At 68.3% G+C, this 25,515-nt stretch carries 18 protein-coding genes; 12 read left to right on the top strand and 6 right to left on the bottom strand.

Features of this window, described 5'->3' with window-relative positions:
• Positions 1-219 precede the first annotated feature (219 nt).
• The 7 genes from ACWFRF_RS03420 (at position 220) to ligA (ending at position 14,742) form a co-directional block, all read left to right on the top strand.
• On the top strand, positions 220-6,645 hold the full coding sequence (locus ACWFRF_RS03420; RefSeq protein WP_452448747.1) for a type I polyketide synthase: 6,426 nt from the start codon (positions 220-222) through the stop codon (positions 6,643-6,645).
• A complete protein-coding gene (locus ACWFRF_RS03415; protein WP_452448746.1) occupies positions 6,645-8,051 on the top strand; it encodes a condensation domain-containing protein in 1,407 nt (468 codons plus the stop codon). Before ACWFRF_RS03420 ends, ACWFRF_RS03415 begins: the two co-directional genes overlap by 1 nt.
• On the top strand, positions 8,048-8,764 hold the full coding sequence (locus tag ACWFRF_RS03410; protein WP_452448745.1) for a hypothetical protein: 717 nt from the start codon (positions 8,048-8,050) through the stop codon (positions 8,762-8,764). Before ACWFRF_RS03415 ends, ACWFRF_RS03410 begins: the two co-directional genes overlap by 4 nt.
• Complete coding sequence (locus tag ACWFRF_RS03405; RefSeq protein WP_452448744.1) at positions 8,761-10,194, top strand: MFS transporter; 1,434 nt, start codon at positions 8,761-8,763, stop codon at positions 10,192-10,194. The genes ACWFRF_RS03410 and ACWFRF_RS03405 overlap by 4 nt, the downstream gene beginning before the upstream one ends.
• A 66-nt stretch (positions 10,195-10,260) precedes the next feature.
• The gene (locus ACWFRF_RS03400) at positions 10,261-11,925 is read left to right on the top strand and encodes a bifunctional 3'-5' exonuclease/DNA polymerase (RefSeq protein ID WP_452448743.1); all 1,665 of its coding nucleotides are present in this window, start codon (positions 10,261-10,263) and stop codon (positions 11,923-11,925) included.
• A 49-nt stretch (positions 11,926-11,974) separates the two neighbouring features.
• The gene (locus tag ACWFRF_RS03395) at positions 11,975-12,619 is read left to right on the top strand and encodes a LysE family translocator (protein ID WP_452448741.1); all 645 of its coding nucleotides are present in this window, start codon (positions 11,975-11,977) and stop codon (positions 12,617-12,619) included.
• Between the two features lie 131 nt (positions 12,620-12,750).
• Positions 12,751-14,742: an NAD-dependent DNA ligase LigA gene (ligA, locus tag ACWFRF_RS03390; protein WP_452448740.1), complete on the top strand. Its 1,992-nt coding sequence runs from the start codon at positions 12,751-12,753 to the stop codon at positions 14,740-14,742.
• Between the two features lie 15 nt (positions 14,743-14,757).
• On the opposite strand, the gene ACWFRF_RS03385 is transcribed toward ligA, so the two are convergent.
• From ACWFRF_RS03385 to ACWFRF_RS03360, 6 genes are read right to left on the bottom strand one after another with little or no spacing between them, the layout of a single operon-like run.
• A complete protein-coding gene (locus ACWFRF_RS03385; RefSeq protein ID WP_452448739.1) occupies positions 14,758-16,368 on the bottom strand; it encodes an acyl-CoA synthetase in 1,611 nt (536 codons plus the stop codon).
• A 24-nt stretch (positions 16,369-16,392) separates the two neighbouring features.
• The gene (locus tag ACWFRF_RS03380) at positions 16,393-17,631 is read right to left on the bottom strand and encodes a hypothetical protein (RefSeq protein ID WP_452448738.1); all 1,239 of its coding nucleotides are present in this window, start codon (positions 17,629-17,631) and stop codon (positions 16,393-16,395) included.
• A 5-nt stretch (positions 17,632-17,636) separates the two neighbouring features.
• Complete coding sequence (locus tag ACWFRF_RS03375; protein WP_378992706.1) at positions 17,637-18,188, bottom strand: Cif family virulence factor; 552 nt, start codon at positions 18,186-18,188, stop codon at positions 17,637-17,639.
• Entirely contained in the window at positions 18,188-18,415 is a 228-nt protein-coding gene (locus ACWFRF_RS03370; RefSeq protein ID WP_379295003.1) for a ferredoxin, read from the bottom strand. The genes ACWFRF_RS03375 and ACWFRF_RS03370 overlap by 1 nt, the downstream gene beginning before the upstream one ends.
• Complete coding sequence (locus tag ACWFRF_RS03365; RefSeq protein WP_378992708.1) at positions 18,412-19,209, bottom strand: SDR family oxidoreductase; 798 nt, start codon at positions 19,207-19,209, stop codon at positions 18,412-18,414. Before ACWFRF_RS03365 ends, ACWFRF_RS03370 begins: the two co-directional genes overlap by 4 nt.
• The gene (locus ACWFRF_RS03360; protein ID WP_452448737.1) at positions 19,209-20,414 is read right to left on the bottom strand and encodes a cytochrome P450; all 1,206 of its coding nucleotides are present in this window, start codon (positions 20,412-20,414) and stop codon (positions 19,209-19,211) included. Before ACWFRF_RS03360 ends, ACWFRF_RS03365 begins: the two co-directional genes overlap by 1 nt.
• A gap of 233 nt (positions 20,415-20,647) precedes the next feature.
• On the opposite strand from ACWFRF_RS03360, the gene ACWFRF_RS03355 reads away from it, so the two are divergent.
• The 5 genes from ACWFRF_RS03355 to ACWFRF_RS03335 are packed head-to-tail and all read left to right on the top strand — an operon-like array spanning position 20,648 to position 25,454.
• Positions 20,648-21,547, top strand: a complete 900-nt coding sequence (locus tag ACWFRF_RS03355) for an MlaE family ABC transporter permease (protein WP_452448736.1) — start codon at positions 20,648-20,650, stop codon at positions 21,545-21,547.
• Complete coding sequence (locus tag ACWFRF_RS03350; protein WP_378992711.1) at positions 21,547-22,413, top strand: ABC transporter permease; 867 nt, start codon at positions 21,547-21,549, stop codon at positions 22,411-22,413. The genes ACWFRF_RS03355 and ACWFRF_RS03350 overlap by 1 nt, the downstream gene beginning before the upstream one ends.
• A gap of 4 nt (positions 22,414-22,417) precedes the next feature.
• Positions 22,418-23,461: a hypothetical protein gene (locus tag ACWFRF_RS03345; RefSeq protein ID WP_452448735.1), complete on the top strand. Its 1,044-nt coding sequence runs from the start codon at positions 22,418-22,420 to the stop codon at positions 23,459-23,461.
• Positions 23,461-24,459, top strand: coding sequence for an MlaD family protein (locus tag ACWFRF_RS03340; protein ID WP_378992715.1), 999 nt, complete (start codon positions 23,461-23,463; stop codon positions 24,457-24,459). Before ACWFRF_RS03345 ends, ACWFRF_RS03340 begins: the two co-directional genes overlap by 1 nt.
• Positions 24,447-25,454: an MlaD family protein gene (locus ACWFRF_RS03335; RefSeq protein WP_452448734.1), complete on the top strand. Its 1,008-nt coding sequence runs from the start codon at positions 24,447-24,449 to the stop codon at positions 25,452-25,454. Before ACWFRF_RS03340 ends, ACWFRF_RS03335 begins: the two co-directional genes overlap by 13 nt.
• Positions 25,455-25,515 lie beyond the last annotated feature (61 nt).

Raw genomic sequence — 25,515 nt, 5'->3', positions numbered from 1 at the left:
TTTTCGGTCGCTACCGCGCAATGTTGCGGCCGGTCACAACGATTCTCGGAATGCTGTTGTGAGCCATGACTTCGCGCTCTGGGCCCGATCACAGGAGACCGCGCGATTACCCGTCCGAAATTCCAGAGGTCGGTAATCGCCACGATCGCCGCGGGGGTGGGCTTCTACGTTGACACCAACGGTCACATGCCACAGGCCGGTCGAGCCGGAGGAAATTTCGTGTCGGATATTGCCATTGTCGGAATCGGATGTCGGTTCGCGGGCGGAATCGATTCCCCGGAATCGTTCTGGGACTTTATCGTCGACAAGCGCGACGGCGTCGTGGAGATGCCCGCCGATCGCTGGGATTGGCGCCGCTACTACGACCCCGAACCGCGAACCCCGGGGCGCAGCTACACCAAACACGGCGCCTTCATGACCAACGATCCGTGGGAGTTCGATCCCGACTTCTTCGGGATCTCACCGCGCGAGGCCACGGTGCTCGACCCGCAGCAGCGGTTGATGCTCGAGGTGACCTGGGAGGCCCTCGACGATGCCGGGATCGCGGGGCGCTCGGCCGGCGCGCAGGTGGGGGTCTATGTGGGCGGCTTCGTTGTCGACCAGTCGGTGATCGGCGTGGTGGGCCCCGCGCTGTTCCACACCGACATGCACACCCCGGCCAGCGCCTCCTACACGATGCTGTCCAACCGCATCGCCTACGCGCTGAACCTGGTCGGTCCGGCGATCACCGTCGACACCGCGTGCTCGTCGTCGCTGGTCGCGCTGCACCTGGCCTGCCAGGCGCTGGAGAACGACGACTGCGAGGTCGCGCTGGCGGGCGGGGTCAATGTGATGCTGCAGCCGGAAACCTTCGTGCTCATGTGCAAAGGCGGCTTCCTGGCCACCGACGGCCGCTGCAAGTCCTTCGACGCGTCCGCCGACGGTTACGGTCGCGGCGAGGGCGCGGGCATGGTGGCGCTGAAGAAGCTCGAAGACGCTGTCCGCGACGGTGATCGCGTGTACGCGGTGATCAAGGCCACCGGGTCGAATCAGGACGGGCGAACGACCGCGATCACGGTGCCGAACGCCGACTCGCAGGAGGCGCTGGCCCGCACCGTGTGCGAACGCTCGGGCCTGGCGCCCGACGAGATCACCTATCTGGAGGCGCACGGCACGGGCACGCTGGTCGGCGATCCGGTCGAATTGCGCGCTCTCGGCCGGGTTTTCGGTGCCGCGTCCGGGCGCACCGGCACCATCGGCGTCGGCTCGGTGAAAGCCACGATCGGTCACACCGAGGCCGCCGCGGGCGTGGCCAGCGTGATCAAAGCCGCACTGGCACTGCGACATCGCACGTTGCCGCCGCAGGGCTGGCTGAACGAGCCGAACCCCGACATCGCGTTCGACGAACTGGGCTTGCACATCCAGACCGAGGCGCAACCGCTGCCCGCCGACGCCGCGCCGATGTCGGTGGCGGTCAACGGGTTCGGCTACGGCGGCACCAATGCCCACGCGATCCTGCAGGAGTTCCGCGCGCCCGAATCGCCGACCGAACCGGCCCGCCACCTCGGCATTCTGCCCATCTCGGCCCGCAGTACGGGTGCCGCGCGTGCGTTGGCAGGCCGGTTCGCCGACCTGATCACCGCGGGGGCCGACCCGGACCGGCTGGCCGAAGCGGCGTGGACCCGGATGGCGCACCACCCGTTCCGCACCGGTGTACTCCTCGACGGTTCCACCGACGACCTGGTCCGTGAACTGCACGAGTACGCCTCGGGTACCGGGCGCGACGCCGGCCGCACGGTGTCCTCCAGCGCCGCCGAGCCGGTGTTCGTCTTCTCGGGGATGGGTCCGCAGCACTGGAAGATGGCTCGCGGGCTGCTCGCCGCCGGTGGAGTGTTCGCCGAGACCGCCGAGCAGATCGACGCGGAATTTCGCGCGATCGCGGGCTGGTCGATCATCGAGGAGCTGAGCAAGCCGGAGGACGAGTCCCGGGTGACCAGCACCGAGGTCGCGCAGCCCGCGAACTTCCTCGTCCAAGTAGGTCTCGTACGCGAGCTGGCCGAATACGGCATCGTCCCCGCGGCCATCGTCGGACACAGTGTGGGCGAGGTGTCGGCGGCGTACGTCAGCGGCATGCTGACACTGCGCGAAGCGGTGCGGGTGGCCTATCACCGAGCGCGACTGCAGGCCACGACCGCCGGAACCGGCGGGATGCTCGCTGTCGGCTTGACCAAGGAACAGGCCGACGCGCTCGTCGCCGACGATCCGCGCGTCGACATCGCCGCGATCAACAGCCCCACCTCCCTGACGCTGTCCGGCGACGTCGACCGACTCGACGAGATCGCCGAGAAGCTCACGGAGGACGGCATATTCGCGCGCCGGCTGCGGGTAGAGGTGCCGTATCACAGTCGCCTGATGGATCCGATCCACGACGAACTGCGCACGGCGCTGGCCGATCTGGCGCCGCAGGCGCCCACGGTGGCGCTGTACTCCTCGGTGACGGGGGAACTCGTCACCGACGGCGACTGGAACGCCGAGTACTGGTGGTCGAATGTCCGGCAGCCGGTGCGGTTCTTCGCCGCGATCGCGAGCTTGATCGCCGCGGGCAACCGGATCTTCCTCGAGGTCGGTCCCCATCCGGTGCTGTCGGGCAATATCCGCGAGGCCCTGGTCGACGCGGACGTGAACGGCACCACGGTGCCCACCCTCGACCGCGAGCAGTCCGATTCGCACAGCATCCGGCGCACCCTCGTCGGTCTGCATGCCGCCGGGGTGCTCGACCGTGAACTGCTGTTTCCCGCCGAGCGTGGCGTCACCGCGCACGTACCGTTGCCGCGCTATCCCTGGCAGCGCACCCGCCTGCACTCGGCGCTGCCACTGTTCGAGCAGGCCCGCCTCGGCACACCCGGCGGGCACGCGATGCTCGGCGACCCTGATGTGGAGGGCCGCCCCGAGTGGCTGCTGCAGGTGGGCACCGAACTGCTGCCGTGGCTGGCCGACCACGTCGTCAACGGCGTCAAGATCATGCCCGGCGCGGCGTACCTGGACGCCGCGCTGAGCGCCACCGCCGCGCGGATCGGCAGCAAACAGGTTGCGCTGGAGGGCGTTCGGTTCGTCGCGCCGCTGATCATGGGTGCCCCCGATGTGCCGTTGGTCGCGATGAGCGTCGAGGAGGCCAGCGGTCGCTTCATGATCAGATCGCGCAGCGCGACCGGAACGGCGTGGACGGTGCACTCGACCGGGCGCACCCTGACCGGCAGCCACGAACAGACCGAAGTCGCGTTGCCCACCATCGAGGTCGGGGTCGACGTCGACCCGGCGATGTTCTACGCGGGCCTGGCCTCGGCCGGGCTGCAATACGGTCCGACGTTCCAGCGGGTGACCTCCGTGCGGGTGGGACGCGACGTGGTGCTGGCCACCGTCGACGGGAGCATCGCCGAAGGCTCGCGACATCTGGCGCATCCGGCCGTCGTCGACGCCGCGATGCAGTGCGCGGCCATGCTTTTCACCGACGAACGGATCAACGAGGGCGTGATGGTGCCCGTCGGGGTGAACGCGGTGCGGCTGCTCGCCGAACTCCCCGCGGAGATCACCGTCATCGCCCGCCGCGACCCCGGTGCCCGCCTGCGCGCCGATGTCGACCTGCTCGACCGGGACCGAAACCTGGTGGCGCGGTTGACCGGCCTGCAGATCGGTGCGCTCAAGCCCGGTGACAGCCCGCTGCACCGGATGGCCGACTTCTACTACACCGAGGTGCTCGAAGAGCGCGACCCGATCGACCCCGCGGCGCTGACCGAAGCCGGGTCGGTGTCCACCGTGATCGTCGCGCTCGGTGACAGCCCGCGCACCGCCGAACTGGCCGCCGCGATCCCGGGGTCGCGGGTGCAGCTCGTCGACCCGACCAGCGACGAACTGGAGTCGGAGCTCGTCGCGAATCTGGAGGCGGCGAAAGCCGACGAAACGCAGCGCACCCACGTCTGTGTGGTCGTCGGTGCGGGCACCGACGACGTCGCCGACTTGTGGACGCTCAAGCGCGTCGCGGTCGCGGTGTCGGAGTACGTCACCCCGACCGTGGAAGGCGCCCCGCCACAGATCAGCTTCGGCGACGGCAATGTCCACGCCACGCTGGTCACCGAATCCGCCTTCACGGTTCCCGGCAGCGATGTCGCACCGGACCCGCGCCAGGCCGCGCTCGCCGGTGGCCGCCGGGTGCTGCTCAACGAACAGACCCCGCTGCGCTGGCGGTTGGTCGACACCGAACCCGGCACCACCGTCGCCGAACTCGTCGCCGAACTGGGTGTGCCCGGTGCCTTCACCCTCGACAACAGCGACGAGGTGCTGCTGCGCGACGGCAGGCGCTGGGCGCCGATGGTGACCAAGCCGCTGCCCGAGCGCATCGACGAGCTCGAGACGTCGCATCCGCTGGCCGATCCGGCGGCGAACTTCGAGCTGGACATGCCACGCACGCGGGTGCTTTCGCAGGTGGCGTGGCGTGAATGCCCACGTCCGGAGCCGGCCGCGGGCCAGATCGAGGTCGCGATGGCGGTGATCGGATTGAACTACAAGGATCCGCTCAAGGTCATCGGCCTGCTCGGCGAACGCGAACTCGCGCCGACGTATTTCGGCACCGTGCCCGGTATGGAGGGCATCGGCACCGTGGTTCGGGTCGGTGCCGAGGTCACCGATGTCGCGGTCGGCGACAAGGTCGCGGTGGCGTCCAAGGGCATGATGCGCCGATTCGCCGTCGTCGATCGGGCGCTGGCGGTGATCGTGCCCGCCGACACCGATCCCGGCTACTGCACCAGCACCATCGCCTTCGGCACGGCCGAATACGCCCTGCACGACCTGGCCCGCCTCGAACCGGGCGAGACCGTGCTGATCCACGGTGCGGCGGGCGGCGTCGGCACCGCGGCCATCCAGGTGGCCAAGTCGATCGGCGCCCGCATCATCGGCACCGCGAGCTCGCCCGAGCGGCGCGAACACGTCCTGGCCATGGGCGCGGATTTCGCGGTGAACTCGCGTTCGCTCAATTTCGTCGACGATGTCCTCGCGCTGACCGGCGGCGCAGGTGCCGATGTGATCGTCAGCAGCGCACCCGGTGAGATCCTGCGCCAGAACTTCAACGCCGCAGCCGAATTCGGTCGCATCGTCGAGGTCGGCAAGGCCGACATCTACACCGGCGGGCTGCTGGAACTGGCCAACTTCGACAAGAACCTCGCCTACTACTCGATGGATCTGGACCGCCTGGTCGCGGTGCGTCCGCAACGGCTGTCGCGACTGCTGGAGCGGGTGTTCGAGAAGGTCACCGAAGGCGTCTACACCCCGTTGCCGTACCAGATGTTCGAGACACACGAGGTGAGTCAGGCGTTCGAGGAGACACTGCGGTCCTCGCGCGTCGGCCGGGTCGCCCTGCGGATGGACGATCCGCGCCCGCCCGTGCGGCCCTCGCTGCCGCCGCTCGACATCGACAGTGCCGGAGGCTATCTCATCACCGGTGGATTCGGTGGGTTCGGCATGGCGATCGGCCGCTGGCTGGCGCTGCGCGGTGCGCGCAGGCTGGTACTGGTCGGGCGCAGCGGCGCCGCCACCGAGACGGCGCGCCGTCAGCTCGAGGTGTGGCGCGCGGTCGGCGTCGAGGTGATCGAAGAACACGCTGACGTCACCGATGCCGCCGCCGTCGCCGCGATCGTCGCCCGCGCTCACAGCGAACAACACCCGTTGCGCGCGGTGTTCCACGCCGCGGGCGCGGTGGCCGACAACCGTCTCGCCAGCATGGCGCGCGACGAGCTCGACCGGGTCTATCGCCCCAAAGTCCATGGCGCGCAGGTGATCCACCAGGCGGTAGCCGATGCGGGCATCACCCTCGACATGTTCGTGCTGTGTTCCTCGGGCGGCTCGATGTACGGGATCTACGGTCAATACAACTACTGCGCTGCCAACGTCGCCGTCGAAACACTGGCCCGGCGCTGGGCCGCCGCGGGGGAACGCGCACTGTGCATCGGCTGGGGACACCTGTCCGGCGCCTCGGGCGGCATGGCATCGGATGAAACCGCCGAAAAGTATCTGGACCTGGTGGGTTTCGGTCCGATCGACATGGCCGACGCCACCGCCTACCTCGAACAGACCCTGCGCCTCGGCGTGACGAACGCGGCGATCATTCCCACCGACTGGGCGAAACTGACCGGAACCTTCCCGCAGCTGGTACGCACCGGCCGCACCGCCGCCCTGGCGCAGTCCTCGGCCAAGGACACCTCCGAATTGGCCAAGCTCCGCGCCGAACTCGCCGCGATGGAGGAAGCCAAGCGCGGACCCGCCATCGCCCGCAAGATGGCCGACGAACTCGCGGTGGTCATGGGGGTTCCGGTCGAATCGATCGACATGACGGTGCCCGTGCCGGAGCTGGGGCTCGACTCGTTGATGGCGGTCGAACTGGGCGCGCGGGTCACCAAGACGCTCGGCATCGACCTGATGTCGATGCAGATGGGCCGCTCGTTCAGTTTGGAACAGGCGGGCCCGAAGGTCGCGGAGCTGATTCTGGCCTCCGAACCCGCTGTCACACCGCCACTTCCGGAGGTGACGCCCGGTGAATCCGCCCCGCGGATCGTCGACGTGCCCGACCAGTGGACCGTCGAGCGACCGGCGGAGGTCTCGATGGCGGGATCGCACTGATGGTCGACTTCGGCTTGATCGACGAATGGCGCCCGGCGCCCGGCCGGCTCGTGACCTGGTTCGCTTCGGCGGACTCGGTCGCGCGCGCGGCCAGGGCGCCGGTCCATCCGGCGCCGCCCTCGCTCCAGCAGGAGCAGTATCTGCGCCTGGCCGACCGGCACGCGGGCGCGGACTTCCGGTTCTCCGGCCTGTGCCTGGTCACCGCCGAGATCCCCACCGGTGACCTCGACCGCGACGCGATCACCCGGGCGATCCACGCATTCCTGCTGCGCCACGACACCTTTCGCACGTGGTTCGCTGTCGAAGCCGGCGGCACAGTGCGGCGTCATCTGGTGCCCGAGGCCGATGTCGAGTTCGTGCCGGTCGACTACGGCCACATCGACGATCCCGAGGCGATCTGCCGGCACGTGGAGAAGACGACACCGGGCCCGTTCCAGTGGGATTGCTTCACCTTCGGTGCCATCGAGCACGGCGATTCCACCACCGTGTACCTGGCCGTCGACCACCTGCACACTGACGGACTCGGGCAGTACCTGTCCGCAGCCGACTTCGCCCAGCTCTACGCCGCGCAGCTGTGGGACGAGGCCGAACCGCTCGCGCCCGCGGCGAGCTATCTCGACTACTGCCGCAACGAGCGGTTCTTCAGCGACCAGCAGAGCCTTTCCTCTCCCGGTGTGAAGAAATGGCTGGCGCTGTTGGGCGGCAACGACAACAAGCTTCCGGTCTTCCCGCTCGACCTCGGCAAGAAGACCGACGGATACCATCGCAGCGCCCACCGCAGCGTCGTGCTGTTCGACGACGACGAGGCCGATCGATTCGACGAGGTCTGCCGTGCCAACGGCGCCGAATTCGTCGGCGGTGTGTTCGCCGCGGCCGCACTGGCCGAACGCGAGCTGGTCGGATCGGACTACTACTTCGGCATGACCCCGGTGAGCACCAGGACCTCGGCGGCCGAGAACAATTCGGTGGGCTGGTACGTGACGCTCGTTCCGGTCGCGTTCCCGCTCGGCGAACGCACCACGGTCGCCCGCACGCTCACCATCGCGCAACGTGCCTATGACAGCGGACTCCTGCTGGCGCCCACCTCTTTTCACCGTGTTCTCGATCTGCTGCCCCCCGATTCCGAGATCAAGGCCGAGCCGGGGTGGGTCACCCCGATGATCTCGTTCATCGACGCCAGGGACTTCCTGGGCAACGAGCTGTTCGACAGCATGAACGCCGGGGTCTTCGCCAACAGGGCTGCCTCCGAGGAAGCACTCATCTGGATCAACCGGCTACCGGGCCGGACCTCGTTGAGCGTCATCTTCCCCGACACCGCGATCGCGCAGGAGTCGGTGCGCCGCTACCTGGCCACCATGAAGTCCGTATTCGGAGCCATCATCGACAGCGCCGCGGAGAACCCATGATCCGAGAAGAGTTCGTCCCGACCATCTTTCGCGACCCCGCCATTCCCGATGGCGAGAAGTCGAGATACCGCGTCGGCATCGCCGGCGAGCCCGGCGGCTTCGAGATAGCGCACGTCGTCGTGCACGACCGGGGCGGCTATCACACGACACTCGAGGCGAGCCCGGAAGAAAAGAGTGGACGCGACCGTGAACTGGTGATGACCGTCGAGCAGCGCATAGGGCGTATCGACGGCCGACTGCACGCGGAAACCTATCGCGCGCAGACCCGGTCGGGGTCGACGGTGGTTTCGCGCGAGGAAGTGAATTTCGTCGACACCGTGCACCTGCAGTTCGGTGGCCTGCCCGGACCGTTCCCGCCGAATGTGATGCCGATCGCCGGTGGGCTGACGATGTTGCGTGGACTGGACTTCGCCGACGGGCTGGTCGAAACGGTCGACGTGTGGCTCGCGGCGTCGGTGCACTGGCCACTGCTCGTCCGGGTGGAGAAGCAGGTCGTCTTCGCGGGACCGGCCGGGGTGTTCCCGTGCTGGCAGGTGCGGTTGCGGCCCGGCTTCGACCAGGTGAACGGGATGCTGGACAAGATGGTCGGCTCGGTCGTGCCGCCGTTCATCGCCCTGTTCGAGGTGGCGGCGCCGCACCGGATGGTGCAGTTGAGCTTCCCGACCCAGATGTCGATGTCGGCACCGCGCGCCACGATGGAATTGGTGTCATGAGCGACACCACCGGGGTCGCGAAGGCGCAGGTGCCCGAGCTCGGCGCGTGGCTGGCGTTCGGCGCCTGCCTGATCGCGGTGTTCATGCAGATGATCGACGTGACGATCGTGAACACCGCGCTGCCGAGTCTGACCGCCGACCTCGGTGCGTCCAGGTCGGCACAGCTGCTGGTGATCTCCGGGTACGCGCTGGCGTTCGCCTGCACCCTGCTCACCGCCGCGCGGATCGGTGCGATGGTCGGTCGGCGCACGATGTTCCTGGTGTCGGTGGTCGCCTTCACCGCGGCTTCGGTGTGGTGTGGATCGGCCGGTGGCCCTGCCGAACTCGTGCTCGCGCGGGTGGTCCAGGGTGCGGCGGGGGCGGGGATGGCCGCCCAGACGATCGCCATTCTCACCGCCGGTTTTCCGCGCGAGCGCCATCCCCTGGTTTTCGCGCTGTACGGGGGAGTGGCCGGATTCGCCGGGATGCTCGGACCCATCGTGGGCGGTGTGCTGCTCACCATCGATATCGGTGGGTGGGGGTGGCGGTCGGTCTTCCTGATCAACCTGCCGATCGGGCTGTTCGCGTTCGGATTGGCCTGGAAATTCCTGGACCGGAGCAGCCCGGCCGGTCGTCACCCACTCGATCTGGTCGGTGCCGCGCTGTCCGGGCTCGGCTTGTTCGCGCTGATCGGGGGCCTGGCTCAGATCCAGGAGCACGGGTGGCGGCTCGACCTGCTCGCCGTCACCGGTGCCGGGCTCGTGCTGACGGCAGGGTTCCTCGCCCAGCAGCGCACCCGCACCGCGCGCGGCGCCGACCCGCTCGTGCGGCTGGACCTGTTCGGCAACCACGGCTTCCGGATCGGCTCGGTGCTGGTCGGCGCGTTCTTCGGGCTGTTCACCGCGTTCGTGTTCGCCGCCTCGATCACCATGCAGGATGTGCTCGGCTACTCGCCGCTGCTCACCGGCATGGTGATGACCCTGTTCGCCCTCGGTGCGGGCGCCGGCGCCCTCGGTTCGCTGATTCTGGTGCCGCGCTGGGATATCTGGGCGCTGGCTGCCGGGATCGCCCTGTTCGGCGGATGTATCGGCGCGGGCGGGGTGTACCTGTATCTGGTCGACGGTGTAGCGAACGCGCTGCTCTGCGCGGGTCCGGTGTTCGCGGCCGGATTCGGTGTCGGCCTGTTCGGCGTGCAGTTGCAGCCGATGATGCTGTCCGGGTTGGACGCGAATCGGATGGCCGAGTCCTCCGGTGTGCTGCCCACCATCGAACAGGTCGGCAATGCGGTCGGACTCGCGGTGCTGACCACAGTGTTCTTCAGTTCGCACAGCCTCGGCGGCAGCATCATGATGATGGGCGCCATCGCCGCCGTGGCGCTGGTGCTGGCGGTGCTCACCTTGGCGATGCCCTCGCGCGAGCGTCGAGAACAGGCCGCGATCGGCGTTTCGTAGGGTTTTCGCTGGTCGTCGGCGTGCGGGTGCCGCTGGTTGTCGGACCCCGGTGTCAGACTCTGGCACGTGAGATGGGCGATAGCGGAGACAAGCGAGGGCGGCGCTCGGTTGTGTCCGCTCGATCAGGACGGTCACCCGGCGGGACCGGTGCTCGACGAGCCCTCGCTCATCGAGGCGGTGCGCACCCGCCCGGACGTGCAGCGGTGGGTCTGGCGGTCCACGGCCGACATCTACCGTGTGCTGCTGGCAGCGGGCGTGTGGGTCGAACGGTGCTACGACGTCCAGGTGGCGGAGTCGCTGCTGATCGGCCACGAGGAAGGACAGTCGGGGCAGGCGCGCTCGCTGGCGGCCGGCTGGGCGCGGTTGCACAACCTGGCCGTTCCGCCGGATGCGCCGGTGCGGGCCGCCGAGACGCAGCCGTCGCTGTTCGAATCGGGTCCGGTGCCACTGCCGCCGGGGATCGACGAGTTCACCGCCCTGCTGGCGGTGTACGCGGGACAGGTCGCGCGCACCGCCCGGGCCGAGCACCCCGAGCGCATGCGACTGCTGCTCGCCGCCGAATCGGCGGGCATGCTCGTCGCCGTCGAAATGGGGCAGCTCGGCATTCCGTGGCGCGCCGACGTCCACCGCGAACTCCTGGATTCGATGCTGGGAGAGCGCTTTCCGGGGGGATCGGAACCGCGGCGGATGGCGGAACTGGCCGAGGAGGTGTCGCGGGCGTTCGGGACCGGAGTCCGAGTCCGGCCCGACCTGCCCGCCGACATCATCAGGGCTTTCGGTCGCGCCGGAATCCTGCTGTCCTCCACCAGGAAATGGGAACTCCAACGGATCGACCACCCGGCGGTAGCGCCGCTGCTCGCCTACAAATCGCTGTACCGTCTCTACACAGCGCATGGCTGGTCCTGGCTCGAACAGTGGGTGCACGGCGGCCGCTTCCGCCCCGAATACTTACCCGGCGGCACAGTGTCCGGGCGCTGGACCACCAATGGTGGTGGCGCACTACAGATTCCGAAGATCGTCCGGCAAGCGATCCGGGCCGACCCCGGGTGGTCGCTGGTGGTCGCCGACGCCGACCAGATGGAGCCGCGGATCCTCGCGGCGATCTCGCGCGACCCGGGGCTGATGGAAGTGGCCGGTCGTGGCGAGGACCTCTACGCGGACCTGGCCGCTCGCGGATTCGGCGGCGACCGCGATCAAGCCAAGATCGCGCTACTCGGCGCCATCTACGGCCAGACCTCCGGCGACGCCCTGACCCACCTCGCGGGCCTGCGCCGGCGCTATCCCGCCGCCGTGGCCTACGTCGACGACGCCGCGCGCGCCGGCGAGGAAGGCCGCCTCGTGCGCACCTGGTTGGGGCGTACCTGCACGCCGCTGTCGGTCGCGCTCGACGACGCGGACCCGCCCCAGGACACCCGCACCGAGTTCGGCGCCGACTCCGCCGCCCGCGCCCGTGGCCGCTTCACCCGCAACTTCGTGGTGCAGGGCAGCGCCGCCGACTGGGCCCTGCTGGTCCTGGCCGGAATCCGGCACGCGATCCGCGACCTCCGTGCGGAACTGGTCTTCTTCCAGCACGATGAAGTGATCGTGCACTGCCCGACCGAGGAAGCCGCTGTGGTGGCCGAAGCGATCGCCACCGCCGCAGACACCGCGGGCCGGATCGCCTTCGGGCAGACGCCGGTCCGCTTCCCGTTCACCACCGCCGTGGTGCAGTGCTACGGCGATGCCAAGTAGGAACGCCGCTAGATCAGTACTTCCCGCAGGTGGGGTCTAGCGTGGTCGCATGCTCAGTCTCGAACAGCTGGTCACCTTCGGCGCGGCAGCCTTGATCATCATCGTGATTCCCGGTCCCAGCGTGGTTTTCGCCATCGGCAGGGCTCTCGCCCACGGCCGGTCCGTCGCATTGGCCAGTGTGGCCGGCAACACCCTGGGTCTGCTCACAGTGCTGGCGCTGGTCTCGGTGGGGCTCGGTGCGGTCGTCGCCGAGTCGGCCACGGTGTTCTGGATCGTGAAAATCGCCGGGGCGGCCTACCTGGTCTACCTCGGGGCCACCGCGATCCGACACCGCGCGGCGTTCGGAGCGGGAGACCTAAACCCGGAACGCTCGGCGTTGCCGTGGCGGACCTCGGTGCGGCAGGGCTTCGTCGTCGGCGCGTCGAACCCGAAGTCGTTCATCCTGGCCGCCGCCGTCGTACCGCAGTTCGTGGATCGCGACGCCGGGCAAGTCCAGCTTCAGATCTTGCTGCTCGGCTTGATCGCGGTCGCGATCGCCTTGGTGTCGGACAGCCTCTGGGCGGTGCTGGCCGCACGGCTGCGCGATTGGTTCCGCCGGTCTCCGCGACGCGAGGAGACGCTCGGGACCGTCGGGGGCTTGTCGATGATCGGGCTCGGTGTCTCGGTGGCGTTCACCGGCAACCATGCGAAGTAGCGTTGTGACCAGTTCGAACGGCGACATCTGCCGCTCACGGGATTCGGCCGAACGGGGTGAGTTTCCCCCGATCCTGACAGCTCGAGAATGTCGGTCCGTAGATGTCGGTGGGTATCGGTAGCGTCTTGTCCGTGGAAACAGGGGAACGTATCCAAGAACTCGCCGACCGGATGGTGGCGCTGCGCGACGCCTACTACCAGGGGGCGCCGCTGGTAGCCGACGCGGAATTCGACGCGATCGAAGACGAGTTGCGCGCCCTGATCGAGGCGCACCCCGACCTCGCGCCGGACCCGAATCCGCTCGAGCAAGTCGGTGCGCCCGCGGTGCTGCACGCCCCGGTCCGGCACTCGCGGCCGATGCTGTCGCTGGAGAAGGCGACCAAGCCGGAGCAGGTCGAGGCGTTCTTCGATCGATTTCCCGGTCAGCCGGTGGTCGTGATGCCCAAGCTGGACGGCTTGTCGCTGGCTCTGGTCTTCGAGAACGGGCGGCTGGCGCGTGCTGTCACCCGCGGTGACGGCACCACCGGTGACGACGTCACCCCGCTGGTCCGTGCCCTCGTCGACGGGGTCCCCGAGCGGATCGACCTGCCGGGCCGCGTCGAGGTGCGTGGGGAGGCGGTGATGTTGCGTTCGACCTTCCTGGCCTACAACGCCGCACACCCCGACAAGCCACTGATCAATCCGCGCAATGCCGCGGCGGGCACCCTGCGCGCGAAAGACCCGGCGACCGTGTCGGAACGGCGCCTGCAGTTCTTCGGCTTCGACCTGGATACCGCCGCCGACGACGCCGCGCACGACCTCGGAGAAGGACTGCGGGCGATCGGCGTCGCGGGGGCGCAGATGCGGCTGTGCGCCGACGCCGCGCGGGCACAGGCGGCGATCACCGAGATCGAGCAGGGTCGCAACGACCTGGACTACGACATCGACGGTGCCGTCCTGCGGCTGGCCGACCGTGACGCCTACGCGGCGGCCGGAACCCGGTCGAACTCCCCGCGCGGGGCGCTGGCGTTCAAGTTCGCCGCCGAGGAGAAGACCACGCTGCTGCGCGAGGTGATCTGGGATGTCGGCAAGACAGGCAAGATCGTCCCTGTCGCGTGGCTCGAGCCGGTGTTCGTCGGCGGTACGACGGTCACGAAGGCGACGCTGGCGAACCAAGAGGTGATCCGCGCCCGTGACATCAAGGTCGGTGACACGGTGCTGGTGCGTCGCGCCGGTGATGTCATCCCGTTCGTGGCCGGCGTGCTCGACGCCGCCAAGCGCACGGGCGAGGAGCTCGAGATCATCTCGCCCACCGAGTGCCCCTCGTGCGCTCAGCCGGTCATCGAGCAGGGCAACAGCCGAGAACTGTTCTGTACCAACGTCGCCTGTCCCGCCCAAACAGTGCGCAGGCTGATCCACTGGGCCTCGCGCGCGGCGGCCGACATCGACGCCATCGGGGGAGTGTGGATCGAACGCCTCGCCGAGGCGGGCATTCTCGAAAGTCCGTCGGACTTCTACACGCTCACCAAGGAACGCTTGCTCGAATTCGATCGCATCGGCGAGGTCTCCGCCGCGCGCATGATCGATTCGATCGACGCCAGCCGCCAGGTCGGCCTGCGCCGCGCCCTGATCGGCCTCGCCATCCCGATGGCCTCCGACGGCACCGCCGCGCGCCTGGCCAGGTCGGGCTTCGGCTCCCTCGAAGAGGTCGCCGACGCGGGCGAGGAACGCCTTGTCGCGGTAGAGGACATCGGCCCGAAGGTCGCCGCCTCCCTGGTCGCCCACCTGACCCGGTTGCGTCCGGAACTGGACCGCTTGCGCGAGCTCGGTGTCTGCCTGGATGTGCGCGAAGAGGACCTGCCGCCGGTCATCGCGGCAGGCGCACCCCTCGAAGGCAGAACAGTGGTGATCACCGGTGCGATCAGCGACCCACGCTCCGGCGAGAAGGTGGCCCGCCCGACGTTCCAGCGCCTGTGCGAGCAGGCGGGCGCGACGGCGGCCTCCTCGGTCTCGGCGAACACCGACATGCTCATCACCGGCGCGGGAGTCGGTGACAGCAAGCTGGCGAAGGCCGAGAAGCTCGGCGTCGAGGTCGTCGACCAGGGCGAGATCTGGAGGCTGCTGATCGACGCCAAGATCATCTGACGAGCCCGCGATGCCTCACTCGGACTGATGGTCGGGGGCTCGGTCGGTGACGAAGTCCTTGGCCCAGCGGTAGTCGGGTTTGCCACTGGGGGAGCGGGAGATCGTCTCCGCCACCCAGATGCGTTTGGGGATCTTGTACCCCGCGAGATGGGGGCGCAGGTGGGTGCGCACGGCATCGAAGTCCAGGGTGTGGTCGGGGGCGATCGAGATGATCGCCGCCACCTGCTGGCCCCACCGTTCGTGCGCGACGCCGATGACGACCGCGTCGTAGATCGCGTCGTGTGACTTCACGACGGCCTCGACCTCCTCCGGGAACACCTTCTCCCCGCCGGTGTTGATCACCATGTTGCCGCGCCCGATCAGGGTGATCGAGCCGTCGGACTCGGCGCGGGCGCGGTCGTCGGTGACCACGATGCGGGCACCGTCCACCGTCTTGAACAGCCGGGCGGTACGTTCGGGGTCGTTGTAGTAGCCGAGCGGGACCGCGCCGGTCTTGGCCAGCCAACCCTCCTCGCCGGCGGCGACGGGCCGCCCGTCCTCGTCGACGACCACCGCGCCGCGCCCGGTCTGCACTCGTGGTCCGCGCGCCGGATCGTCGTCCTTCTGCGCGAAACCGATACCGCCGAAGCCGGTTTCGGACGACCCGATCGAGTCCGACACCATCGACGTCGGAAACTGCTCCAGCAGTGCGTTCTTCACGGGTTGGGACAGCAGCGCGGCCCCGGAGGCGATGACGAGCAGCGAGGAGGCGTCCACCGGTTCCGCGCTGTAGGTGTCGATGAGCGGGCGAGCCATCGCGTCGCCGGTGATGACCATGACGTGCGGTTTGTGCGTGGCGACGGATTCCCACACCCGCGCCGGGTCGAAGCGCGGCTCGAACAGCACGGTATTGCCCGACCAGAGTGCGTTGAACGTCGGCATCATCGCCGCGGCATGGATCAGCGGCGGGAGCACGAACCAGATGGCGGGCACCCCCTGGGCGCCCGTCGCGGACTGCTGATATTCGTCGCGCACCGGTTCACCGCTGTAGAAGTCGACACCGCCACCGAGCACACGCCACATGTCTTCCTGCCGCCACATGACGCCTTTCGGCATGCCGGTGGTGCCGCCGGTGTACATCATGAACAGGTCGTCCGCGGTGCGAGTGACCGAGGGGCGGAACGGTTTTCCCGCCTCGACGAGCTGCTCGTACAGGACCGCGCCGGTCTCGGGGGTGCCGACGTCGCGGTCGTCGTCGACACAGATCGACAGGCGCACCCCCGGCGCGAGCGCGAGGCCGGCGCGGACTGTCTCGGCGTAACAGGCGTGGTACAGCAGCACTTCGAGGTCGGCGTTGTTGTAGACATAGGCCAGCTCGGTCGGGCCGTACCGATAGTTGATATTGATCGGGACGGCGGCCAGCTTGAAGCACGCGAGCAACGTCTCCATGGTCTCGATGCTGTTGTGCATCTGGAATCCGACGTGCGTGCCGTGGCCGACGCCCGACTCGGCGAGCCGGTGCGCGAGCCGGTTGGCGCGAATATCCAGTTCCCGGAACGTCACTCGACGATCGCGCTGAATCAGCGCGATCCGATCGGGCATGGCGTCGACGGAGTGTTCGAACAGGTCGGCGAAGTTGTTGGCCATGTCAATCCATCTCTCGACGATCTCTCACACGACGGTGAGCGGCAGGGGTTTGCCCCGGTCGGTGAAGGCGAAGCCCGCACCGGTGCTGAAGCGGGTCACCGCGACCTCGGACGCTTCGCGGAACGGTTGTTCGGCCAGGTCGATCTCGACGGTCCAGCCGTGCTGGTCGGTGGCGGCGACCCGGGCGACGAACCGTGGGTCGACCCCACGCACAAGGGCATCGAGAGGGCGAAGGTCCTCGGGCGTCAGCATCGAGGGCCACGCACGGTCGGTCCGCGCCCCGCTGGCATGCGGAAACCGCAAACGCACCCCGGATTCCACGACGGATATGTCGATTCCCGTGTAGCCCAGCGGGTTCAGCGCGGGATGTACGCGCAAGACCCGGGCCAGCGCGTCCGGATCGCGGCCGAGGTTCAGGCAGTTGCGGATGCGCTCGGAGGTCAGTCCGGCGATTCCGGCGAACTGCTTGCGCCCGATCCCGAGGGCGGTCGCCGCATCGGCGCGTTCCCCGATGGCGACCATGAACCCGAGGGTCAGCAGGTGCTGTTGCAGGCAGATCTCGTCGGCCATCCGGCGCAACGCGGCATGGGAGAAATCGGCGAACCGCAGATCACTCAGCAGCGGCCCCGTGTAGTCGGCCCTGCCCTCCTCACCCACGTCGATGTCGGCCAGCTCGAGCTGCGCGGCAACGGAGTTCGTGAGCAGCGCGGCGTTGCGGGGAACCTCGGGTGGGACGTGCGCGGCATCGATGACGACCGTCCACGCGCACACCGGGGTCCGGTCGGCGGGCTTGCGCGGTGGGCGGTGCACCGGCCGCACCTGGGCGTGCGGATTGGTGGCCAGCGCCGTGGCATCGAAGGTGGGGTCCTCGATGTCGTGGCACATCGCCACCACGAACTCCTCGCCCATCGGCTCCACATCGGCCAGTGCCCCGCAGTGATCGAGCCAGAACTCGCCGTGATCGTGGTCGTCGACGCGGAACCGGAAGTCCATGAACTGCGGTGGCGCGCCGATGTCGAGTTGCAGCCCTTTGAAGATGGTTTCGACGCTGTCGCCGGTGAAGCGCAGCGCGCGCTGCATCCGGCGGGTGTAGATCGGACTGGCCAGCTGCCACTCCTCGATCGCGACCGCCGTCATTCCCTCGCGGCCGAAGGCGGCGATGGTGTGCGCCATCCCGGACCGGTCGATGAGGTGACCGCACAGCAGCAGTTCGGGGACCAGTGCGGCCAGCTGGTCCCGGGACAGCTCCGCGTATCTGCTCATCGACGTCACCACAGGGAAGCGGGCGATTCGCCGATGGGGTACCAGCCGGGCAGCGGGTCCCGCGAGACGGAGCGCTCGATGCGCTGGTGCATGCCCGGCGACAGCGCGTTGTCGGTGATCATGTCGAGGAACATCGCCGAGACATTGCCGAAGTCGAAGAAGTCACGCTGCCAGGACCATTGGAAGTCGCCGCCGTAGCGGAACCAGCTGCCGCCGATGCCCTCGGGGGAGTAGTGGCGGCCGTCGGCGCGCTTGCCCTCGTTGATCTGCTTCCAGAAGCCGATGACGGTGCCGCTGCGCTCGTCGACGACGAACTCCTGATACGGGTAGGTCCAGCCCTCGAGGCCGAGCATCTCCTGGCCCAGGGCGTAGTCGCGGATCTCGTCGCGGCCGACGGCCATGAACTCCTGCTTGGGGCCGTAGTTCCAGCCGTAGGTGGCGTCGGCCGTGTACATCTCGGCGAGGGGCTTCCAGTCGCCCTTCTCCTCACATCGCTGGTTCTCCACGACCCAGCGCCGAACCATCTCGTCGAGTTCGGCCCGCTCGAAATTTGCCATCAGTCTGTGCCTTTCGCAGGGGAGTCGGATTCGCCGCCGTCGGCGATCGACAGAGCTCGGGTGGGGCAGTAGCGGATCGCGGCCTCGACGGCCTTGTGCTCCGCGGCGTCGGGGGTGGCGTCGGTGATCTGAACCGGGCCGCGCTTGGGCACGGTGAAGACCGCGGGCGCCTCGTCCTGGCAGACGCCGTGTCCCTGGCACAGGTCGAGGTCGACCACGATTCTCATGACGCGCCTCCGTCCGGCGTCGGCCGCAGCGGTGCCTCGGGCTGCACCTCGACCAGCACCATGTGGGCACCTCGCGGGACCGAGACCACCGTCGCGACCGCGTCGGCGAGGTGGTGCGGTCGCAGCATGTAGGGGTGGCGGGCCAGGCCCCAGTCCTTCCAGTCCTGCAGTACCGGCCCGACGATCTCGGGAGTCGAATCCATGCCCATCCCGGTGAGGGTCGGGCCGGGACGTACCAGCGAGGCGCGAATTCCGGTGCCCTCCAGTTCCATGCGCAACTGACCGACCATCGCCTCCAGCCCGTTCTTGGCGGCGCTGTAGGCGCCGGACCGCGGCCGCGGGTTGTCGGCGCAATCGGAGCTGATCACGACGAGATCGCCACGGCGCCGCGCGGTCATCCCGGGCAGTACCCGGTGGACGAGACGTTGCGCGCCGACGAGATGGACCTGGACCTGGAACAGGAAGCGTTCCGGGTCCATCTCCCCGACCAGGGAGAATTCGATGTCGCCCGCGCCGGAGACGAGGATCTCGGTCGGGCCGAGCGTGCGCTCGGCGGCCGTCACGAACTCGTCGACGGAGTCGGCATCGGTGACGTCGAGACGGTGGGCGTACGCCTCGCCGCCGCCGGCCCGGATCTTGGCCGCGATCTCCTCGCACAGCTCGACCCGGCGCGCGCCCAAGGTCACCGGATGGCCGAGTTCGGCGAGCGCGACGGCCGTCGCGGCGCCGATACCGGAGGACGCGCCGGCGATCAGCGCGGGCCTGCGGTCGGGATGGGGTTCGAATCGGGGCACTAGCTGACCTCTACTGTGATGGGGAGTTTGGCGAAGCCACGGACGTTGGTGGAGTGCACCCGTTCGATGCCGTCGGCGTCGACCTCGTATCCGGTGACGCGCGAGGCGAATTCGCCGAGCACGATGGTGGCCTCGAGCCGGGCCAGGTGCGCGCCGAGGCAGAAGTGCACGCCCGCGCCGAAACTGGCGAGCGCGCTGCTGTCGTTGCGGTCGATCACGTAGCTGTCGCCGTCGTCGAAGGCGGTCGCGTCGCGATTGGCCGAGCCGATCAGCAGCAGCACCTTGGCGCCTGCCGGGATGGTGCCGCCGTGGTAGTCGAGGTCGACCGCCGCGGTGCGGGCCACGATCTGGCTGGAGGTGTCGTAGCGCAGCGTCTCCTCCACCCAGTCGCTCACCAGTTCCGGGTCGGCGACCACCTTGGCGTACTCCACGGGATTTGCCGCCGCCCAATAGAGTGCGTTGCCCAAAAGCTTGGTGGTGGTTTCGTTTCCGGCGACGACCATCAGGAACATGAAGCCGATGATCTCCTCGTCGGTGAGGGTGTCGTCGTCGATTTCGGCGTCCAGCAGCGCCGAGGTGAGGTCGTCGGCGGGCGCGGCGCGGCGCTGGGCGACCATGTCGGCGTAGTAGCCGAACAGCCGAATCGAGGCGTCGATCGCGTCGACGGGCACATCGAGGACGCCCTCTTCGCGGTGCACCACGAGATCGGCCAACCGGCGGATCTCGGCACGGTCGGGTTCGGGCACGCCCATCAGTTCGGAGATGACGTCCATCGGCAACTTGCCCGCGACGTCGTCGATCCAGTCGAAGCTGCCGCGCGCGAGGGCGGGCTCGAGATGCTCGAGGGTGATCTCGCGGATGCGGACTTCCATCTCGGCGACGCGTTTCGGCGTGAATCCCTTGAAGACGAGCCTGCGCATCCGCATATGCCGTGGGTCGTCCATCGCCAGGAACGACATCACCCGATGCGCGTGCGGACCCCAGGCCGCCGGATCGAGGGAGACGCCATTGGCGCTGGAGAGCCGGTTGCTGTCCCGAAAAGCCGCGATCACATCGGAATGCCGGGAAAGCGCCCAGAAATCGAGATCGGGATTGTGATAAAGCGGCGCCTCGGTGCGCAGGCGGTGATAAGTCGGATACGGATCATCGTGGAATCCGTAGTCGTACGGGTCGAAAGTCAGGGGTTCCACAGCGGCGCTCGTCATCGTGAATACCCCGGTTTCGATAGGTCGTCGCCGCCGGGTGCTGGGGTCGATCGCACCGAAGGAGACAGGTAGCTGGACATGTGTCTGGACGGTACCATCGACACAAGTTCAACACAACGGTTTCCGGGCCGAAGGAGGGCCTCGACCGGCCGTTGTCGGCGGATTTCAGGGCTGGTCAGAAATCTGGACCAGTGTCTGGAATGTGGTCCAAATCATATGGTACGGTCACCGCCATGGCAGGGGTAGACGGCGAAGTCGCACCGGCTCGGGTCGGTGCGGCGGACACGGGCGACCCGGCTGTACCGGAGGCGGAACAGGCGAGTGCGGCCCGGATAATTCGACGCAACTTCTCCGAGACCGTCCTTTCGAGCGTGGCGACGCTCGGCCGGGCATTGCGGATGGGCGCCGGCGCCGTCTATCTCGGGGCGAACGACGCCCTTCGCGGCCGATTCCAGATACACGAAACTCTCGCGCAGGCCTGGTTTCTGATCAGAGTCACCGCGGTGCCGAGCATTTTGATGGCCATTCCGTTCGGTGTCATCGTTTCCGCCCAGGTGGGCAATATCGTGTCCGAACTCGGCGCCGATTCGATGATCGGTGCCGCGGGTGGTCTCGGCGTCATCAAACAGGGCGCGCCGATGGCCACCGCGATGCTGCTCGGCGGTGCGGGCGCCGCAGCGATCGCCGCCGATCTCGGGGCGAGAACCATCCGAGAAGAAGTCGACGCGCTCCGGGTGATGGGCATCGACCCGGTGCAACGGCTGGTCGTGCCCCGCATCGCGGCCATGATGCTGGTCGCGCCGCTACTCAATATCTTGATCATCTTCGTCGGCATCAGCTCCGGGTTCGTGGTCGCGGTATCGGCGTTGAACGTCACCCCGGGCAGCTACTGGCAGTCCTTCGGTTCCTTCACCACCTCGATCGACGTGTGGGTCTCGCTGGTCAAGGCGTTGATCTTCGGGTTCCTGGTCGTCGTGATCGCCTGTCAGCGCGGGTTGGAGGCCAAGGGCGGGCCGCGCGGCGTCGCCGACGGGGTCAACGCGGCCGTGGTGATGTCGATCGCCGCGGCCGTTGTGCTGAACACCGTGATCACCCAGGTGGTCACCATGTTCTTCCCGGTGAGGATGGCCTGATGAGCGCCGCTCCGTACTATCCCGCCGGGCTGCGCTGGGTGGGCAGACTGCGGCGCCGCCGCATCCGTCCACTCGGCCCGATCGAGTCGATCGGCTTCGTGATCGGCTTCGGTTGGCAGGTGCTCTCGTCGGTGCCCTACACGCTCGTGCACTACCGGCGCCAGACGGTCACGATGGTGACGGACATGACGTGGGGTCGCGGTTCGGTGATCATCGGCGGCGGCGTGGTGCCCCTGATGCTGTTGCTCGGCGCCGCCATGGGAGCGTCCATCGGCATCGAGGCGTTCAGCGCGCTGAACCTGTTGTCGCTGGGTCAGCTCAGCGGCCTGATCTCGGCCTTCGGCGTGACCCGCGAGCTCGCGCCGATCGCGGCCGGGATCGGCTTCGCGGCCCAGGCCGGGTGCCGGATGACCGCCGAGATCGGTTCGATGCGCATCTCCGAGGAGATCGACGCGCTGGAATCACTCGGGATCCGGTCGGTGCCCTTCGTCGTCACGACGCGGGTCATCGCCGGGATCTTCGCCGTGGCACCGGCATTCGTGGTCGCGCTGATTCTGAGCTACGCCTCCTGCGCCTTCATCGTGACGACCATCCACGGCACACCGACCGGAACCTACAACCACTACTTCGATCAGTTCGTGGTCGGGTGGGACGTTTTCGCCGCGACCGTCAAGGTGATGGTGTTCGCCATCGCCGTCGTGCTGATCCATTGCTATCAGGGCTATTTCGCCACGGGCGGCCCCGAGGGCGTCGGTATCGGCTCCGGGCGCGCCATTCGGGCGAGCCTGGTGGCCATCATCGCGCTCGACATGGTCGCCACCATCGCACTGTGGGGATTTCAATCCCCCGTCACGTTCACCGGGTGATGCCATGCCTGCTTACGCCCTGCCGGGCACCGAAGTCGGGCCGCTGCGCGCCCGGATCCTCGGCGCGCTCGCCATCGCGCTCGCGCTACTCGCCGTGCTGATCTGGCGCGTGGTGCCCGACAGCGTGCCCGCCGACCAGATCCGGGTCGCGCTGCTGGTCGGCGCGGTCGGCGAGGGAGTGGGGGAGGGCACCGATGTCCGGCTCGACGGCGTGCGGGTCGGCTCGGTCGACACGATCGACTTCGCCGGCCGGAGCACGCAGCGAATCGAGCTGACGCTGAGCGGGTCTCAACTGTTCGGCCTGACCGACGCGCTGGCCGTCGACTACGCGCCGGGAAACCTGTTCGGCATCAGCGCCATCGAGCTGCACTCGACGGTGGGCGGTGCTGAGCTGGTCGACGGTTCGACCGTCGACCTGACCGGTCGCGACGCTGCTCGGGTACACGACGCCACGCTCTCCGCCCTGCTGAAAGCAACGGGACAACTCACCGACGAGGTACTGACACCGAAACTCGTCGCATTGCTCAGCACCGTCTCCCGCGATCTCACGGCGTTCACCCCGCTGCTGGAAGCGATCGGCACGACCGCCCGCTCGTACGCGGAGACCAGACAGCTACCGCCCTCGGTGCTGTTCGAACAGTTCGGTTCGGCGCTGACCGGTCTGCCGCCGATGCTGACCGGTGGCCTGACGTTGCTGAACGCGGAATACACGAACAAATACCTGGCGGTCCCCGATCAGCTCCAGCGGTTCGGCCGGATGTTCGAGGGTGTCCAGTACCAATTGCTGCCGACGGTCACGCGACTGTTCAGCACCTCTCAGCAGTACTTCGGGGAGATCCTGCCGATGCTCAGCCTTGTCCTCGACCGACTCGCCGCCTCGGTCAGCACCCCGCAGCGCTCGGCGCAGCAGCTGAGCGAGCTGCTCACCCGACTCGACACCGCCTTCCAGGACACACCCGAGGGCCCGGTGCTCCGGGCCGAGGTCGCGCTCGACGGTGTGCCGGGTCTGGCGGCGCCGCTGGCCGCGATGCTCGGGGGCGGGCGCTGATGACGACGCGTGCCCTGCTGATCCGGGTAGCCACCGCGGTCGCGCTGATGGCCGTGGTGCTGGTCGGCGTCCTGCGCGTGATCGAGCGACCCGTCGACGGCGAAACCGACACCTACACAGCGCTGTTCACCGATGCGAACGGCCTGCGCAGCGGTGACGACGTGCGCCTCTACGGGGTGCAGGTCGGCAAGGTGCAGGCCGTCGAGCTCGACGGCGCGCTCGCCCGCGTGCGCTTCACCGTCGCACGGGATCGGACGCTGTTCCTCAACTCCCGGATCGCCATCCGCTACCAGAACCTCACGGGTTTCCGGTATCTGGGCGTCGAGCAACCCGACCAGCCGACGGGCCGACGTGATCCGGCGTCGGTTTTCAGTACCGCGGAGACGGTGCCGGACTTCGACATCACCCGTCTGTTCAAGGGTTTGCAGCCGGTGCTGGCCGAACTCTCCCCCGAGGATCTCAACCAGTTCGCGACCAGCATCCTCGCCGTGATCCAGGGCGAGGGCACAGGTCTCGGGCAGGCACTGGGCGCCATCGACAAGCTCAGCCGCTTCGCCTCCGACCGTCAAATGGTCCTGTCGACCCTGGCGCGCAACCTCGCCGAGGTCGCCGATCATCTCGACGGAAAGTCGGGCAACGCCATCACGCTGCTGACCAATCTGACCAACCTGTTCATGGCCATCACCGCGAAACTGCCCGGGCTGGTGGACTTCTCGATCGGCATTCCCGGTGTGCTGAAACCGCTGCGCAGCATGCTGACCGTCTTCGGGGTCACCGGCGAGCCGAACAGCGATCTCGACGCGGCGCTCACCCGAGCCTTCCCCGATCCGTACGAGGCGGTGGCCGCGTTCGAGAGCCTGCCCGGTCTCATCCAGTCGATGACGCGGGCGATTCCGCAGACCGGGCCCGGCCTCACCTGCTCGCACGGTGACGCCACCGCACCGCCACCGCTGCAAGTGCTCATCGCCGGACAGGGGATCGTGCTGTGTCACCGATAACGCGCCGACGCGCCATCAACGATCCCCGCGCCGGTGAATTGCGCTGGGGGATAGCGGGAATGTGCGCCGCGGTACTGCTCCTGGTCGCGATCGGTGTCGTCTATGTCACCGGAACCACCTCGCAGAGAACCTATTCCGCCGACCTGACAGAGGCGGGTTCGGTCCGCGTCGGCGACGATGTGCGGCTCGCCGGGATCCCCGTCGGGAAAGTGACCTCGCTGGACCTGCTGCCCGACCGGGTCCGGATGAGGTTCACCGTCGCCGCCGACGCGTTCATCGGCGATCAGACCACCCTCGATATCCGGATGCTGACCTTTGTCGGCGGCTACTACGTGGCGGTACTGCCCGCGGGCACGCAACCGCTGGGTGATGCGGTGCTGCCCGCGCAGCGAGTGATCGTGCCCTACAACCTGACCCGGGCATTCCAGGACGCGGTGGAGCCGGTGCGCCGCATCGACGGCGAGGTCTTCCGGCGCGATCTCGCCGCGCTGTCCACCGCGATCGACACGAGCCCGGACGCGGTGCGCTCGGCCGTGCGCGCCGCCGGTGACGTGGTCGCGATCCTGGACGAGCAGAACGCGGACATCTCGCGCACCCTGTCCATCGCCGACGAGTACCTCAGCGCACTGCGGGCCAACGCCGATGTGCTGGCGAACCTGATCATCACCCTCGGCACGCTCGAGCAGATCATCCAGACCAACAAGGTGGTGGTCGCGGATTCCCTGATCGATCTGGCGGTCGTGCTGAAACAGGTCACGCCGCTCGGACGCGCGTGGGATGCCTCGATCCAGCAGCGGGTGGCCCCGCTCGCCGCGGCGGTCCCCGCGCTCGAAGAGCTCGGCACGCGCCTGGGCGCCCTGTTCGATTCCGTACGCGCACTGGAGGAGCGGTTGCTCCCGCTGCTCCCACCGGGCGGCGGGGTGAGTGTCGATCAGTCCGGGACGACGATCCAGCTGCCCGCCGTCTGCGTGCCACTGCCGGGGGGCGGCTGTTGATATCGAAACAGCTACTCGGATCGCGTGGGCTGATGTCGGTCGCGGTGGTTCTGACTCTCGT

Source organism: Nocardia sp. NPDC055165, assembly GCF_053606985.1.
The sequence above is the reverse complement of the archived record's forward strand: the minus strand, read 5'-3'. Positions and strand labels throughout refer to the sequence as shown.

Excerpts from the sequence above, each read along its gene's own strand:
- ACWFRF_RS03415 (WP_452448746.1), top strand. The coding sequence starts at position 6,645 with ATGGTCGACTTCGGCTTGATCGACGAATGGCGCCCGGCGCCCGGCCGG.
- ACWFRF_RS03410 (WP_452448745.1), top strand. The coding sequence starts at position 8,048 with ATGATCCGAGAAGAGTTCGTCCCGACCATCTTTCGCGACCCCGCCATT.
- ACWFRF_RS03405 (WP_452448744.1), top strand. The coding sequence starts at position 8,761 with ATGAGCGACACCACCGGGGTCGCGAAGGCGCAGGTGCCCGAGCTCGGC.
- ACWFRF_RS03395 (WP_452448741.1), top strand. The coding sequence starts at position 11,975 with ATGCTCAGTCTCGAACAGCTGGTCACCTTCGGCGCGGCAGCCTTGATC.
- ACWFRF_RS03385 (WP_452448739.1), bottom strand. The coding sequence starts at position 16,368 with ATGGCCAACAACTTCGCCGACCTGTTCGAACACTCCGTCGACGCCATG.
- ACWFRF_RS03380 (WP_452448738.1), bottom strand. The coding sequence starts at position 17,631 with ATGAGCAGATACGCGGAGCTGTCCCGGGACCAGCTGGCCGCACTGGTC.
- ACWFRF_RS03375 (WP_378992706.1), bottom strand. The coding sequence starts at position 18,188 with ATGGCAAATTTCGAGCGGGCCGAACTCGACGAGATGGTTCGGCGCTGG.
- ACWFRF_RS03370 (WP_379295003.1), bottom strand. The coding sequence starts at position 18,415 with ATGAGAATCGTGGTCGACCTCGACCTGTGCCAGGGACACGGCGTCTGC.
- ACWFRF_RS03360 (WP_452448737.1), bottom strand. The coding sequence starts at position 20,414 with ATGACGAGCGCCGCTGTGGAACCCCTGACTTTCGACCCGTACGACTAC.
- ACWFRF_RS03355 (WP_452448736.1), top strand. The coding sequence starts at position 20,648 with ATGGCAGGGGTAGACGGCGAAGTCGCACCGGCTCGGGTCGGTGCGGCG.
- ACWFRF_RS03350 (WP_378992711.1), top strand. The coding sequence starts at position 21,547 with ATGAGCGCCGCTCCGTACTATCCCGCCGGGCTGCGCTGGGTGGGCAGA.
- ACWFRF_RS03345 (WP_452448735.1), top strand. The coding sequence starts at position 22,418 with ATGCCTGCTTACGCCCTGCCGGGCACCGAAGTCGGGCCGCTGCGCGCC.
- ACWFRF_RS03340 (WP_378992715.1), top strand. The coding sequence starts at position 23,461 with ATGACGACGCGTGCCCTGCTGATCCGGGTAGCCACCGCGGTCGCGCTG.